This is a genomic window from Paenibacillus taichungensis (assembly GCF_047302525.1).
GTDB classification, from domain to species: domain Bacteria; phylum Bacillota; class Bacilli; order Paenibacillales; family Paenibacillaceae; genus Paenibacillus; species Paenibacillus taichungensis_B.
In genome coordinates this window covers 3,405,622-3,418,500 of sequence record NZ_CP168020.1, presented here as the reverse complement: position 1 = coordinate 3,418,500, position 12,879 = coordinate 3,405,622, and the positions used below count along the sequence as shown (strand labels likewise).

The window sequence follows — 12,879 nt, the reverse complement described above, 5'->3', positions numbered from 1 at the left end:
AGATGATGAATACATTAAAATGGCTTCAGAACTGGTATTATGAAAACTGTAATGGGAATTGGGAACATTCATATGGTGTGAAAATTGATACAGTGGATAACCCCGGTTGGTCTGTTGAAATCAACTTGGCTGAAACTTATTTAGAGCATACGCCATTTGATTCGATAGAAGAAGAGAGAAGTGATGAAGATTGGTTCTACTGTAATGTGAGGGATGGAGTATTTCATGGTGCAGGCGGAGCAACGAATCTAGAAGAGATACTAATTCACTTTAAAAATTGGGCTTCAAGCATAAAAAGATGATAATTACGGAAGTTATCGATGTGTTCTATCGAGCTGCCCTAATCTTGTTTTAGGACACTAGTGCCATAATAAAAAAAACAATAACTTTAATGTCAAGGAACAAGACAAGTTCCATTGAAAGTCGCTTTTTTAGCGGCTTTTTTTATTTTATCGCTACAAATTTGTGTCCCGAATCGAGGACAAGAACTTGTACCGATTTATTTCCGTAAAGGATACGAACGTGTTCGATTACTGATTTGATGATTATTTAATAAAGTTTCGGCTGCATTACAACCATACGGCTTCTACTGGAAAAATTAAACTGACCCCTCCGCTATTTTCAGCGAGAGAGGCCCGTTACTTGTCAATTGCAGTACTTATATGTTGTACATGCCATCCAAAACAGCGATCAAGGTGATGAGTCGTTACTAGGCGATATGTCACTTTTTTTGGTTCGTTCCGCCAGTTCAGTTATTGACTTAATGTCTTGATCAGTTAATAGATCTAGAAAATACTTGCGTATTGCCTTTGAGACTATGGGAAGGGCTTCATCCAAGGCTGACTTTCCGACGGAAGTAATAATGACTTGCACACCGCGATCTGTGTCTAGTGGTTTCCTCAGAACTAGACCTCGTTTTTCCATACGCGTTAGATGATGAGATAGTCGGCTCTTATCCCAGTCCATCGAGTCAGCTAATTCCTGTTGGCGAAGTTTACCATCCCCAAATTGGACTAAACGATCTAATACTCCAAAATCACCCTCTGATAGTCCTGTATATTCAGACATTTCTTTTACAACGCGACCGAAGACTCGTTTAAAGGAGCCTTTCCACGTATTCCATAGTCGCATTTCGTCTTCGTTTAGTTCATTAATATCCATGCGAATATAATACCATGGTTGACACATCAACCACAAGGTGTTACAGTTTGTTTTGCAAGTTGACGCATCAACCAGAGGGATGTTGTCTTTAGGTTGATATGTCAACCTGTGAAAATTATAAAGGTCTGCAAAAGATGTAAAGGAAGGAGTAAAAAATGCATAAACCTGTCGCCTTGGTCACTGGGGCTAACAAAGGAATCGGGCTTCAAATAGCGAAAGATCTCGCGTCACAAGGCTTTACGGTACTCATCGGCTCGCGCAATCTCGAAAAAGGGGAGGCAGCAGCAAAAAGTATCGGTGAAGATGCTCGTGCTATACAGCTCGACGTCACGAATCAGGATTCCATCTCAGCTGCTGCAGCACGAATTCGCAGCGAACTCGGCCGTCTTGACGTGCTTGTTAACAACGCGGGCATATCACACGCAGGTCTGCCAGGTAGGCCGCTGGAGGAAGTTGGAAGGTCCGGCCGCCCAAGCGTCGCGTCTCTCGACGAGATACGCACAGTTTTCGAAACGAACGTGTTCGGCGTAATTGCTGTCACGCAAGCGATGCTGCCGCTTCTGCATGAAGTAGCAGTGGCACGTATTGTTAACGTATCAAGCGGCTCGAGTTCGTTGACGTTAAACGCAGATCCTGCCAATTCGCATCGCGTAATGTTCGGTGCCGTTTATAGTCCGTCGAAAACCGCTCTCAATGCGATTACACTTGCTTTCGCAATCGAACTTGAGTCCACAGGAATTAAGGTCAATGCTGTATGCCCGGGCTTCATCGCAACGGATCTTAACAATTTCGAGGGCACGGGCACCGTACAACAGGCTGCTCGTCATCCTGTACGCCTTGCTATGCTCGGCGAAGACGGGCCGACGGGAACGTTCTCAAATGAGAAACGCCAGCTCCCTTGGTGATTTAATCTCTAGTACTGACTCACCAGAAGATCCACGGACAATATAAGGCGTAACGCCTACAAATATAAGGAGTGTGTTATTAAATGGAATATGTGAAACTGGGACAAAGCGGTTTGGATGTTTCGAAGTTAAGTCTTGGAACCATGAGCTTCGGCGTACCTGAACGCGGCAATACCCCATGGTCATTGGATGAAGAGGACAGCAGAGCGATCATTAAAGAAGCAATCGAAATGGGCATTAATTTTTTTAGTACTGCTAATATGTATTCGGACGGAACAAGTGAAGAATTTCTTGGACGTGCATTAAAGGATTTCGCCCGTCGTGATGAAACCGTCATTGCTACAAAGGTATTTGTTCCGATGCGCAAAGGTCCGAATGCAATGGGACTTTCCCGTAAAGCCATCATGACCGAAATTGATAACAGTCTAAAACGGCTTGGAACGGACTACGTCGATTTGTACCAGATCCATCGTTGGGATCCTAATACACCAATCGAGGAGACAATGGAGGCTCTTCACGATTTAGTTAAGGCGGGAAAGGTTAGATATATCGGAGCATCCTCCATGTTGGCATGGCAATTTGCGAAAGCGCAGCATGTCGCGGAGCGCAATGGCTGGACACGTTTCGTTTCCATGGAAAATAGACTTAACTTGCTTTATCGGGAAGAAGAAAGAGAAATGCTCCCCCTTTGCAAAGATGAGGGGGTTGGCATCACTCCTTACCTGCCTCTGGCGGCAGGCCGGTTAACCCGGGATTGGAATGAACAGACCTCGCGATCCGAGAATGACCAAATAGCAAAAACGTTGTTTATTAAAACGGAAGAAGCTGATCGCAAAGTTGCAGAAAGAGTAGCGGAAGTTGCCGCTAACCGAGGGATTCCGCGCGCACAAGTTGCTCTTGCATGGTTGCTGCAAAAGGAAGAGGTCACAGCACCAATAATCGGTTCGACCAAAATCAGCCATCTCGAAGATGCGGTTTCAGCGTTATCGGTTAAATTAACGCCTGAAGAAATTACCAGTTTAGAAGAACTTTATATACCACATCCATTAGTATAATTGATATTCGAAATCAAACAAGTATAACAGTCAGTGAAGGGGATTATACAACTGAGATCATTGATTCGAAATGGATAGCACCTAAGGATCTGTTGATTCCAGATTTACTGGAGCTACGTGATAAAGAAGTAATTAAACAGATTACAGAAAATTTGATCTCTCAAAAGGAATACTCATTAGCTTTATTCAACAGATATCTGGAAAATATGGTTTAAGCTTACGGGAAACGTTAACTCAAACAGCAAGGAGTAGTTATCGGTTGGCAGTACACTTTCAAGCAATGAAATTATATTTCATTCCCTATCATTACATCTTGGACACGAAATAGAATTTATCTTGAATGATACTCATTTCTTAATCAGTTATAATGAAAGTGGTTGGTACTGTATTAAAGAAAATAAAGAATCGCAAATTAAGTATGAATCAGTTGAACAATTATTAAATGAATTTAAGATTAATGGTAAAACATTAAAAAGTTTATGGGGAAATATCATTGTGAGTGGCATATTTTGATTGAAATCAGCCAACAACGTTTTCTGTTAAAAAGCCGCTATAGTAAGGGAGGCTAATAATGGCAGAAAAGAAAAGGGTTAAAGTGAAGTTAGGAGATGTCTTCGCGATAAGACTTAATCAGGACCGTTATTGTTACGGACAAGTTGTTTCTGAAGGAAGAATATCAGATTGTATGATTGTATATGATTTGGTATCCATGGAACACCTAACGGTCAGTGAAATCACCTCGAAACCCATCATTTTCTTAATACAGACTGTAAACACTAGGATTGAAGATGGTATCTGGAATGTGATTGGAAATGGGCCAATACCAAGCATGACATTTCCGTTGTACAAAGTGGAAACTGAAGATGGATACATGTTGGTAGATCATAAGGGTGATGTTGTGAATGAAGATCCCAGTGCTTCGGAGATTGAAGAAGTCCCCAAACTGGAGTCTTGGTCACCTGTTAGTCTAGAAAAAGCAGTCAATGCTAGGTTTGTAACTGGAGAATGGGACCCGTATTATAATGAGTTAATTTATACAAATTAGGTTTATGTTCAATGTAACCTTGAAGGGCCCATTACCCTCAAGGTTTTTTTTATCTAGATATCAAGGGACGAGAAGTGAATATTGATGGGCAAAAACATGTTCCTATTACCGATTCGGCATGTATCTAATCGATCTTCGTCCGTTAATTTATTTAGCTAACGGGCAGGTTAGCATGCCTATGATAGCTGGATTCTGTATACTAAACGAGAGAATTGTGTTTGAAAGGAGTTTGCAGGTGGACACAATCATGATAACGCCGTTTGTCGGCATCGGTCCTTTTCGGCTGGGGATGAGCAGGGAAGAGGTGGAGCAGATTTTTGAAAATCTAAACCATTGGAGAGCTGATGATGGTATATCCGTGAATCCGAGCTACATCGAGATGCTGTTTATGCGCGAACATTTCGAATACGATTCCAATGCGCGGGTGAAGTTCATTCAACTGATTAATCCGCGTTACTCGGGGCAATTCTATATTCCCTGCTTATATCAAGGTGTGGACGTCTTCACGACGAAGGTAGAGGATTTAATCCACTCGCTTAGGCAAGAGTACTCAATGGTCGGAGATGATGATCCGAGGACAGGTTTTTCCTTTGCGATTCAAGACCTTGAGCTAAGCTTCTGGCGAGAAGGTATTATGAATGATGAAATCATGGAAGACCCGTTCTTTCTGGAGATGAGCGAAGAAAATCAGGAGATCGAGAAGCATATTTCTATTTTATGGATAACGATTTAGCGGACACACAAGGTTAGGGAGAAAACAAATAATATCGAGATGGCTTTTTAGAGTTATGCCGGATCATATTCTTGTTCGAGCTGAGGACAAGAACAACTTACTCTGCTTCATCATCGTCCCCGTTGCCTGCATCTAATACTGTAAGCGTCACATCGGATGTACTTGCTGCTAACCATCGTCTTTCGTTAGATGTACCTTGTATTAAAGCAACGTCTTACTTCATATCAGTTACAATGCGAATGCAAAAGTCAAATCGTTTATTGACATTGATCGATCGTTCGATTATATTTCGAGTATGAAAACTAAATCCGAAAACAAAGTGAATCTTATTTATCAGGCTACGATCGAACTTCTGAATGAAAGTGGCCTTTCTGAAATATCTATCTCAAAAATTGCTAAAAGGGCGAAAATCTCTTCTTCGATCATTTATTTTTATTTTGAAAGCAAAGAGGATATGTTGATCAAATTGTATTTTCTGCTCAAGGATCAAATGCACCAGCTCATGTTTCATGGTGTAACAGAGAGTACACCCGTAAAAGTGGGGTTTGAGAATATTCTGCGTAATTACTCAAATTATATCTTAAATAATAAGGACAGCTTCTTGTTAATGGAACAGTTTATTGACTCACCCTTTATACGTAAAAAATGTAAGGATCACAATGGTGGCGTGTTTAAGCCGATGTATCCTTTGTTTGAAAGGGGAATTAAAGAAGGTTATTTCAAGGATTTGGAAACGAATCTATTGGTCACATATTCCTGCTTACCTTTTGTTGAAATGGGAAAAGAGTATTTAAATGGGGCGTATGAGTTCAGTCCAATAAACATTGAGAAAATGATTCAAATGAGCTGGGATGCGATTAAAGTATAGTCAGCTCTTTTTTTTATTATAAATTGATCGATCGTTCGATAAACTTAAAGGAGGTGATTTTCATTTTTTGCAATCGAATTTTCAAGGTATGGATTCCCATAGGGTGAGAAGTAATGCAAAAGAAGAAAGTATATTTTTCAAATAATAAAAGAGATTAGACAAACAAAGGGGATCAATTCTTTCATGAAGAACTACAAATGGATTATTTACTTGCTTGCATTAGGCGCAACCGTGGTCGGTACTGCGGAATCAATTATTACAGGTATTCTGGATATGGTGGCCGCTGATATAAATGTCACTATTGGCTTGGCTGGCCAATTGGTTGCCATGTATTCTATAGCCTACGCGGTAGGAACACCAATTTTAATCGCGATTACTTCAAAAATAGATCGGAAAAAGCTGCTGTTCATAGCACTTCTTATCTTTATTATCGGTAATGTCATTGCTGTCCTTAGCCCTAACTTTATTATATTGATGATATCCCGTGCTATTTTGGGTGTGAGCGCTGGGGTATTCGCGGTAGTGGCATTGGGGATTGCAGCACAAATTGCTCCTCCAGAGAAAAGAGGAAGTGCGATTGCCACGATTTTGATGGGTACGAGTCTTGCGCTCGTTGTCGGCCTTCCTTTAGGAACCTTAATCGGTGAATATATGGGGTGGCGCTGGATCTTCGCAATTCTTGGTATTATCACCATCATTCCTATTATTGCGATTGTAAAAGCGATACCTAAAATGTCTGGACAAGAAACGATTCCTTTATCCAAGCAATTGGCTATTCTCAAAGATTTCAAAGTAATCAGCGGTTTATTAGCTTCCTTGTTCTTTATTACCGGTTACTCCGTTGTTTCCACATACCTTGCGCCGTTACTACGCGAAAATGCTGGCCTCAATAGCAATACAATTAGTCTCGTCTTGCTTGGCATGGGTTTAATGGCTGTTGTTGGAGCACGTGTTGGAGGATACGGCGCTGATAAATGGGGAATAGCCCCTACACTGATTGTCAGTCTGTTGATCCATGTTATTGCCTTGTTTTTCCTCCCGTTCGCTGCGGTTACTTTTGTAGGTGCCATGTTTATTCTTGCTCTCTGGATGCTTGGAGCTTGGACAACTGCTCCTGCACAACAGTTCTATCTGGTAACGATGGCCCCTAAATCAACCGAAATTATACTGAGTTTGAACTCATCCGCCTTCCACCTTGGTGTTGCCCTGGGTGCAGCTTTGGGCGGAGTGGTTGTAGAGCGGTTAACCTTGTCGTCGATCGGCTGGGTTGGTGGTTTAGTCGTCATACTTGCAACTGTATTTGCAGTGATTTCTATATTAATGGGAAAGAAAACAGCATCAGGTGTACTTGAGAGCGAGTAAGCGAAGGAGGGCGAGACTTACGAGCTGTACCTGGAAGCGAACAACCCGGGCCTCTGGATGGTGCATTGCCACAATCTCAAGCACGCCTCGATGGGCATGAGCATGATGTTGAATTACGAAGGCATTACGACGCCATATCGGGTGGGAACCAAGCCCGGGAATCTTCCCGACCTATAAGCATGAGTTGATCACATTCCTGACGAAAGACGCGAAGACTATATTAATCTCCGAGCCAACTACTTCACCAACGGCACCTGAAAGCACGTTGTGACTACAGGTACGAATAAAATAGCCTAGCGGAATACTGCCCAGTAAGAGGAGTAGAGCAGAAGCCGCCATTCTGTCAACTTGTATATGGTGTAACTAGCGAAATGTATGAACCGCTAATGGCGCTTTATTATGCGGTTCGTACATTGTTTTTGGTAGAATACTAGAATGATAAAAATGATGAGTACAGAAAGGCCGAAAAGAGGCATCAAAATATCCCAATAAGGGGATGATAACTTAATATTAGATAGATAGTAAGCGTCGAAAAGAAAAAGAACATTTTCCGATTCCAATTACCAATTTGATGATGATCCAAACAGGGGCTCTGTCAATTCTTTAGCATAAACAATTACGTATATTATTATGATTGCGGGCAATTCTAACCTCTAGAAATATAATGAAGAAGTAACCAGGATGGGATGAGGAGGGGAAAGTTATAATTTACAGGCCAGCTTTATTGATCATCGATATACAAGCCGGACCGTTTGAAAATCCTCTCTTTATTCACCACGGTGAAAAATTATTAACGAATATCAAGCAACTTATTACTTGGGCACACATAAGTAAGATTCCAGTCATACTTACTCAGCATAATGGTAAACCGGGAACGACTACCTCGAAATTATCTCCTGGGTGGTCTATTCATCCTACGTTACCCTTGATAGCTGATGACGTGAAGATCGAAAAGAACTACCCAGACTCATTTCAGGAAACAAACCTGGATTCACATTTAACTCGTTTAGGCGTTAATCAACTGGTTATCGCGGGAATTCAAACGGAGATTTGTGTTGATGCGACATGCCGAAGAGCATTTAGCATGGGATATGACGTTATTCTAATAAAAGATGGTCATAGTTCAGCCGATACTTCCATCTTGAAAGCAGATCAAATCATTTCACACCATAATACTGTTTTGCAGGACTGGTTTGTTTCTTTAAGCGATACTCAGAATATCATTATGTCGTTTTAAGATAAAAAGTATCTCCTCCGTTGATGGAATTATCAATACGAACTTTATCTGCTGTAACTATCTTGTTTCTAATCACGAAAATTTTAGGTGAACGTCAAATTACCGAATTATCCTTTTTCAAGTATATCACCGGTATTACTTTAGGGAACCTAGTAGGGTATTTGAATGGGTAGTAGCTGTGTCAGCAAGTGCAGAGTGATTTACAATAAAGAGTGAACTGTCGAGGGACAAGAACAAGAGCCCATTGGAAGTCGCTATTTTAGCGGCTTTTTTTATTTTATCGGTACAAGTTCTTGTCCTGAGCCGAGAACAACGGGAAGATTTGCGAAGCTTCCATTATTTGGTGTAGTATGTGGAGTGAAAAGGACGGGACGAACGGTTACAAAGTGAAGAGTGAGAAAGGAGCTAAAATGTGAGGATGTATTCTAAAAACAATAGAATATTGATAGGTGTGGTTTTTATAGTTTGTGTAGTAGGAGGTGTAACGGTATTCCAAAGCACATATGCTAAAAGTACGACTGATCAAAGCCACACAAATTCTCCTAACTATCCTGAAAATGAACAAGGACAAACATACGGTTCTGCTGCAGAAGCCACCTCAGTTGAAATGCTACCTAATTTAATCTATGCAGGAAGTGTGAATGGCATTAAAGGGTACTTGCTGAAAAAAGATTATCTCGGTGAACCTGGTGATGTCCCACTGTATGATGTTTATGGGAAAACCATAATTGGTTCTTTTCATATTAGCCCTAATATTATAAACTATCCTAAAAATAAAAATGGACAGACATACGGTTCAAGCGCAGATGCTACTTCTCCAGAAACGGAACCTGAATTAATCAGTGCTATAGGTGAGGATGGCACTGCAGGATATGTGCTAAAAATAGACTTAGACGGTGAGCTACCAAAATCACCCGAGGAAGCCATTGCAATACAGAACAGTAGATCACCAGATGGTCGTGATATTCCGATGTTTGATGTTGATGGTGCAACTGTAATTGGTGTGTTTCATGTTGGAGGAAAGTAATAAAAAGGATGTTAAGTGTTAGCCTCCACAATTCATGAACACCGCTCTGCCGTCAGTGAAGAAGCCGGTTGAAAAAATTGCATAAATAGTCGAGGGACAAGAACAATGTTCCATTCAAAGTCGCTATTATAGCGGCTTTTTGGTTTTAAGGAACCAAGTTGTCCCAAGCTCAGGACAAGAACATTGTGTCATCCCGATGTTTTTATCTAAACAGTTGAGTGATGGAAATTATGTCGCGTGATAAAGCACATTACCATAAAAAGTCGATAAAAGTTATTTACTAAAAGAATTTGGACTGAAATGGAAATGGTGTAGGTTTAAAGAGAGAACCAGTCTAAGTAAATTGGAAGTTAGAAAAACTAAGATTATAGCTAAGCATTCCGTAAATGATTTAAAGATTCTAAAGTCTGACTTAAGTAGTGAACTCGAGCAACTTAAAGTTTATACTGCCGTAGTTTCTTCAATAGCAATAGTTGTCACCATCACGACAGAGTAAGGAGTGAAAGAATCATGCCAACCGAGAACCCTTACTCTTGGCGGTTCGTGGTACCGCTATATATGGGGTCTACGCTTAACCCAATCAATAGCTCCATGATTGCCACCACTAGTGCCGATCGCTGCATCTATACAGATTTCAGTGGCTCAAACCACAATACTAGTGACGGCTCTATATCTAGCGACCAATTGGCGGCTTGGTTGTGGATACGTGGGGATGGCGAACAACGTTTTTCGTTAACATCCCTTTTCACTCATCACGTTTGTCATGACCATGTTTTGGATTCCTAAGGATACTCATATGGAGGGAAAGAAGACAGTACGGGAGCTGTCATCGCGCATCGATATTACGGGTATCATAGGATTTTCTGCCACAATCTCCACGCTCATGATATTCCTGTTCTCTTTAACCCGCCCAATATGGATTGCGCTTGGTCTGTCCATTGTGTCGGGTGTTATGCTTACGGTGGGAGTTGCGAGCAAAAAATCCTTTCATCGATATACGTATGCTAGCCTCGAACCTAGCGCTCACCGGTACCTATGCATGGTTTGCATCGATGACTTTGTCCTTGTATACCGTGCTTTATGGTGTTACTGTATGGATTAGCGCTGCACGCGGAATGTCCGCACTTGAAGCTGGACTTTTAATACTACCTATGAGCGTACTTTCGGATTTGGTAGTGGGGCCAATTTCAAAACGAAATTTGGTTCGTGGACCACTCATTGTTGTCGCGGGTTCCTCTATCGTTGACTCCATTGGGGTATTCTTTCTCAAGACTAGAACGCCAATGATTTGGATTGTGTTAATTACTCTAATTTTCGGTATCATGAAGGGTACAATGTCTAGCGGCAACCAAACAGCGTTGTACATGCAGGTTTCTGAAGACCAGATTGGTACAGCTTCAGGTTTTCTCCGTACATTCGGATATATTGGTTCTATTGCATCCTCGGCATTAATCGGCATTGTTTTTCACACAAAGATTACAGATAGCGGCCTCCATCACATTGCCATCATAATGATCGTGGTAAGCATCATCGCACTAATCTTGACCATAGCTGACCGTCGACTCAAAACGACTAGTTCAAGCTAGTGCTACGAACAGGGTCACTTGCAGCTTTTGTTAGGAGAGGTAGCAGAACTGAATTAAAGTTTTACTGGAGTAACCGAATTTTTACGCATCCCGAACAAAGTGATTCCTCATAAAGGGAGTTAATTCAATTGATTCTGGCGCTTGCATTTCACGCAAATTAAAGTTATTATAGACTCATAAAGTCTATAATTCAAACAGAAGAGCACTTTGAAATATTCACAAGCAACCGACTATGCGCTATCGGGAAGATATCTCGTTGCTGGACGTTATTCACACGATCGAAGGAAACGCTTCGTTGTTCGAGTGCGGTCTTGATCACGGCAGCGAATGTTTGATTCAACAAGTTGTCCCCGAAGCAGGACGCCAAATGGAGCAGTATCTGAAAAATAAAAAAAATTATGAACTGGCCGGGCAATTCAAAGGAATGGATTGATCGATCGAATTTTGGGCTATTTATAGACATTATATAGCTATAATATCGTTTAATAAATGCGATGCAGGAGGAGAATTTTATTGTGACGATTGGGATTGTGCCATTATCAATGGGGCCGGTGGAGCTCAATGCTGCCCCAAGAAATTCCTTATAGGCTCCCCGTGACGCACAGATAAAGTTCCCCACGGAAATCGAAACTGGGCCTATGAAAGGAGGTGAGAAGGATTATAGAAGAAGTGATCGAGAAGTACCGCGAACGCATGGGGTGCTATCCGGCTATCAACCTACCGAACACGAGAGAACCGACAGTTTTGCAAGCAGAATGGCATCCGTCTCAGGACCGGCATTGGGACGCCAGCCGAATAACGGCCTGATAAGCGAAGAGAAACAAGTCGTCAAACAGGACGCAGGTGAACGAAATGCGATTGAAGGCAAGTGCAAATACGGGCTTGACTGTCTTCGGGCACGCCAGGCAAAGACAAGTTAATCGGTCATCACGCTACAACTTCTGGTGATGAATCTGGAACGCAGGCTCCGCGTTCTTTTTCGCCTTATTTGCAACGACACTGCCACGCATAATGCCGGACATTGGAATAAGTGAAACGGAGCCTTAATCTCCAACAGATAAACCGTTGAAATCTCATGTACAATTAAGGATATAATATATCTTTATTATATTTAATTCGGAAGGATGATCACGATGGCTATTCAACACGCGAAAGATTCTACTTTTAAAGAGATGGTGCAAACTGAAGGTATAACAGTAGTGAATTTCTGGGCTCCTTGGTGTGGTCCATGCAGAATGTTTGCACCTGTTTTAGAGGAGTTTGAAAAGGAAGCAAATGATTCCATTAAAGTAGTTAAAGTTAATATAGACGAAAATCCGGAAACCTCTTCACAATTTCAGATTATGAGCATACCGGCAACCATTATATTCAAAGATGGAAAGCCCCTATATAAAGAAATAGGCATATTGCCGAAAGGTGCCATGCAGCAGCTTGTTGCCTCCGAATAAATCAACACACAAAAGCCGACAGGTAACGCTTTAGCAAGTATAGCATCTGCTTTCTCCAAAAAAAATAGTGTGGCAAGTGAATGGACTTGAAAAACACTAGACACTAGGAGGCACATATGTGTAAAACAATCGTCTGAGGAAACGATCTTCACACTGTCAGTCGAAGGTACAGGTATTTTAGAGAGGTTCTGGTGAGACCGCTAAAAAAATATCATATTCCGGAAAGCAAACTGAGAAACTTCTAGCTAAGGAACAAAAACCGTGTTCTTATATGGATAAAATATATAATAATAGTAAATTTGCTCAAAGAAAATTTTATGATAAAATGGTAATGCTAAAAAAGACATCGATTATACGAAACATAGAAATCCCAAGCACACCTAAAGTCCCACAGACACATGATTGGGATTGGGATTGGAATAAGAATGTTCCTAGAAGTCGATGGAGATAGT

General features: G+C 41.3%; 13 protein-coding genes and 2 pseudogenes. 14 read left to right on the top strand and 1 reads right to left on the bottom strand.

The window, feature by feature from the left end; genetic code table 11:
• The first annotated feature begins 2 nt into the window (after positions 1 to 2).
• Positions 3 to 302 (top strand): immunity 53 family protein, encoded by a 300-nt coding sequence (locus ACDJ58_RS15290; RefSeq protein ID WP_413379315.1) that lies wholly within the window; start codon positions 3 to 5, stop codon positions 300 to 302.
• A gap of 388 nt (positions 303 to 690) precedes the next feature.
• Here the strand turns inward: ACDJ58_RS15290 and ACDJ58_RS15285 are convergent, their stop codons facing one another.
• Positions 691 to 1,161, bottom strand: coding sequence for a MarR family winged helix-turn-helix transcriptional regulator (locus ACDJ58_RS15285; RefSeq protein ID WP_413379313.1), 471 nt, complete (start codon positions 1,159 to 1,161; stop codon positions 691 to 693).
• A 155-nt stretch (positions 1,162 to 1,316) separates the two neighbouring features.
• Between ACDJ58_RS15285 and ACDJ58_RS15280 the strand changes: the two genes are divergently transcribed.
• The 13 genes and pseudogenes from ACDJ58_RS15280 (at position 1,317) to trxA (ending at position 12,427) form a co-directional block, all read left to right on the top strand.
• A complete protein-coding gene (locus ACDJ58_RS15280; RefSeq protein ID WP_413379311.1) occupies positions 1,317 to 2,066 on the top strand; it encodes an SDR family oxidoreductase in 750 nt (249 codons plus the stop codon).
• Positions 2,067 to 2,149: 83 nt separating this feature from the next.
• Entirely contained in the window at positions 2,150 to 3,121 is a 972-nt protein-coding gene (locus ACDJ58_RS15275) for an aldo/keto reductase (RefSeq protein WP_413379309.1), read from the top strand.
• Between the two features lie 571 nt (positions 3,122 to 3,692).
• A complete protein-coding gene (locus tag ACDJ58_RS15270; protein WP_413379307.1) occupies positions 3,693 to 4,166 on the top strand; it encodes an Imm26 family immunity protein in 474 nt (157 codons plus the stop codon).
• Between the two features lie 247 nt (positions 4,167 to 4,413).
• Complete coding sequence (locus tag ACDJ58_RS15265; RefSeq protein ID WP_413379305.1) at positions 4,414 to 4,899, top strand: hypothetical protein; 486 nt, start codon at positions 4,414 to 4,416, stop codon at positions 4,897 to 4,899.
• Positions 4,900 to 5,194: 295 nt separating this feature from the next.
• The gene (locus ACDJ58_RS15260; protein WP_413379303.1) at positions 5,195 to 5,767 is read left to right on the top strand and encodes a TetR/AcrR family transcriptional regulator; all 573 of its coding nucleotides are present in this window, start codon (positions 5,195 to 5,197) and stop codon (positions 5,765 to 5,767) included.
• Between the two features lie 183 nt (positions 5,768 to 5,950).
• Positions 5,951 to 7,129, top strand: a complete 1,179-nt coding sequence (locus ACDJ58_RS15255; RefSeq protein ID WP_413379301.1) for an MFS transporter — start codon at positions 5,951 to 5,953, stop codon at positions 7,127 to 7,129.
• Positions 7,130 to 7,150: 21 nt separating this feature from the next.
• A pseudogene (locus tag ACDJ58_RS15250) lies at positions 7,151 to 7,306 on the top strand (multicopper oxidase domain-containing protein); the annotation flags it as partial.
• Positions 7,307 to 7,853: 547 nt separating this feature from the next.
• Positions 7,854 to 8,366 (top strand): cysteine hydrolase family protein, encoded by a 513-nt coding sequence (locus tag ACDJ58_RS15245; RefSeq protein ID WP_413379299.1) that lies wholly within the window; start codon positions 7,854 to 7,856, stop codon positions 8,364 to 8,366.
• Positions 8,367 to 8,784: 418 nt separating this feature from the next.
• Positions 8,785 to 9,393: a hypothetical protein gene (locus ACDJ58_RS15240; protein ID WP_413379297.1), complete on the top strand. Its 609-nt coding sequence runs from the start codon at positions 8,785 to 8,787 to the stop codon at positions 9,391 to 9,393.
• 1,001 nt (positions 9,394 to 10,394) lie between these two features.
• Entirely contained in the window at positions 10,395 to 10,979 is a 585-nt protein-coding gene (locus ACDJ58_RS15235) for an MFS transporter (RefSeq protein WP_413379295.1), read from the top strand.
• A gap of 256 nt (positions 10,980 to 11,235) precedes the next feature.
• Positions 11,236 to 11,412, top strand: a complete 177-nt coding sequence (locus ACDJ58_RS15230; protein ID WP_413379293.1) for a hypothetical protein — start codon at positions 11,236 to 11,238, stop codon at positions 11,410 to 11,412.
• 233 nt (positions 11,413 to 11,645) lie between these two features.
• A pseudogene (locus tag ACDJ58_RS15225) lies at positions 11,646 to 12,013 on the top strand (transposase); the annotation flags it as partial.
• A gap of 99 nt (positions 12,014 to 12,112) precedes the next feature.
• Positions 12,113 to 12,427, top strand: a complete 315-nt coding sequence (trxA, locus tag ACDJ58_RS15220) for a thioredoxin (RefSeq protein WP_413379291.1) — start codon at positions 12,113 to 12,115, stop codon at positions 12,425 to 12,427.
• Positions 12,428 to 12,879 lie beyond the last annotated feature (452 nt).

Bases quoted from the DNA above. Each gene is read 5' to 3' on its own strand.
- ACDJ58_RS15270 (WP_413379307.1), top strand. From the start codon at position 3,693: ATGGCAGAAAAGAAAAGGGTTAAAGTGAAGTTAGGAGATGTCTTCGCG.
- ACDJ58_RS15280 (WP_413379311.1), top strand. From the start codon at position 1,317: ATGCATAAACCTGTCGCCTTGGTCACTGGGGCTAACAAAGGAATCGGG.
- ACDJ58_RS15290 (WP_413379315.1), top strand. From the start codon at position 3: ATGATGAATACATTAAAATGGCTTCAGAACTGGTATTATGAAAACTGT.
- ACDJ58_RS15285 (WP_413379313.1), bottom strand. From the start codon at position 1,161: ATGGATATTAATGAACTAAACGAAGACGAAATGCGACTATGGAATACG.
- ACDJ58_RS15275 (WP_413379309.1), top strand. From the start codon at position 2,150: ATGGAATATGTGAAACTGGGACAAAGCGGTTTGGATGTTTCGAAGTTA.
- trxA (WP_413379291.1), top strand. From the start codon at position 12,113: ATGGCTATTCAACACGCGAAAGATTCTACTTTTAAAGAGATGGTGCAA.
- ACDJ58_RS15265 (WP_413379305.1), top strand. From the start codon at position 4,414: ATGATAACGCCGTTTGTCGGCATCGGTCCTTTTCGGCTGGGGATGAGC.
- ACDJ58_RS15235 (WP_413379295.1), top strand. From the start codon at position 10,395: ATGCTAGCCTCGAACCTAGCGCTCACCGGTACCTATGCATGGTTTGCA.
- ACDJ58_RS15260 (WP_413379303.1), top strand. From the start codon at position 5,195: ATGAAAACTAAATCCGAAAACAAAGTGAATCTTATTTATCAGGCTACG.
- ACDJ58_RS15255 (WP_413379301.1), top strand. From the start codon at position 5,951: ATGAAGAACTACAAATGGATTATTTACTTGCTTGCATTAGGCGCAACC.
- ACDJ58_RS15240 (WP_413379297.1), top strand. From the start codon at position 8,785: ATGTATTCTAAAAACAATAGAATATTGATAGGTGTGGTTTTTATAGTT.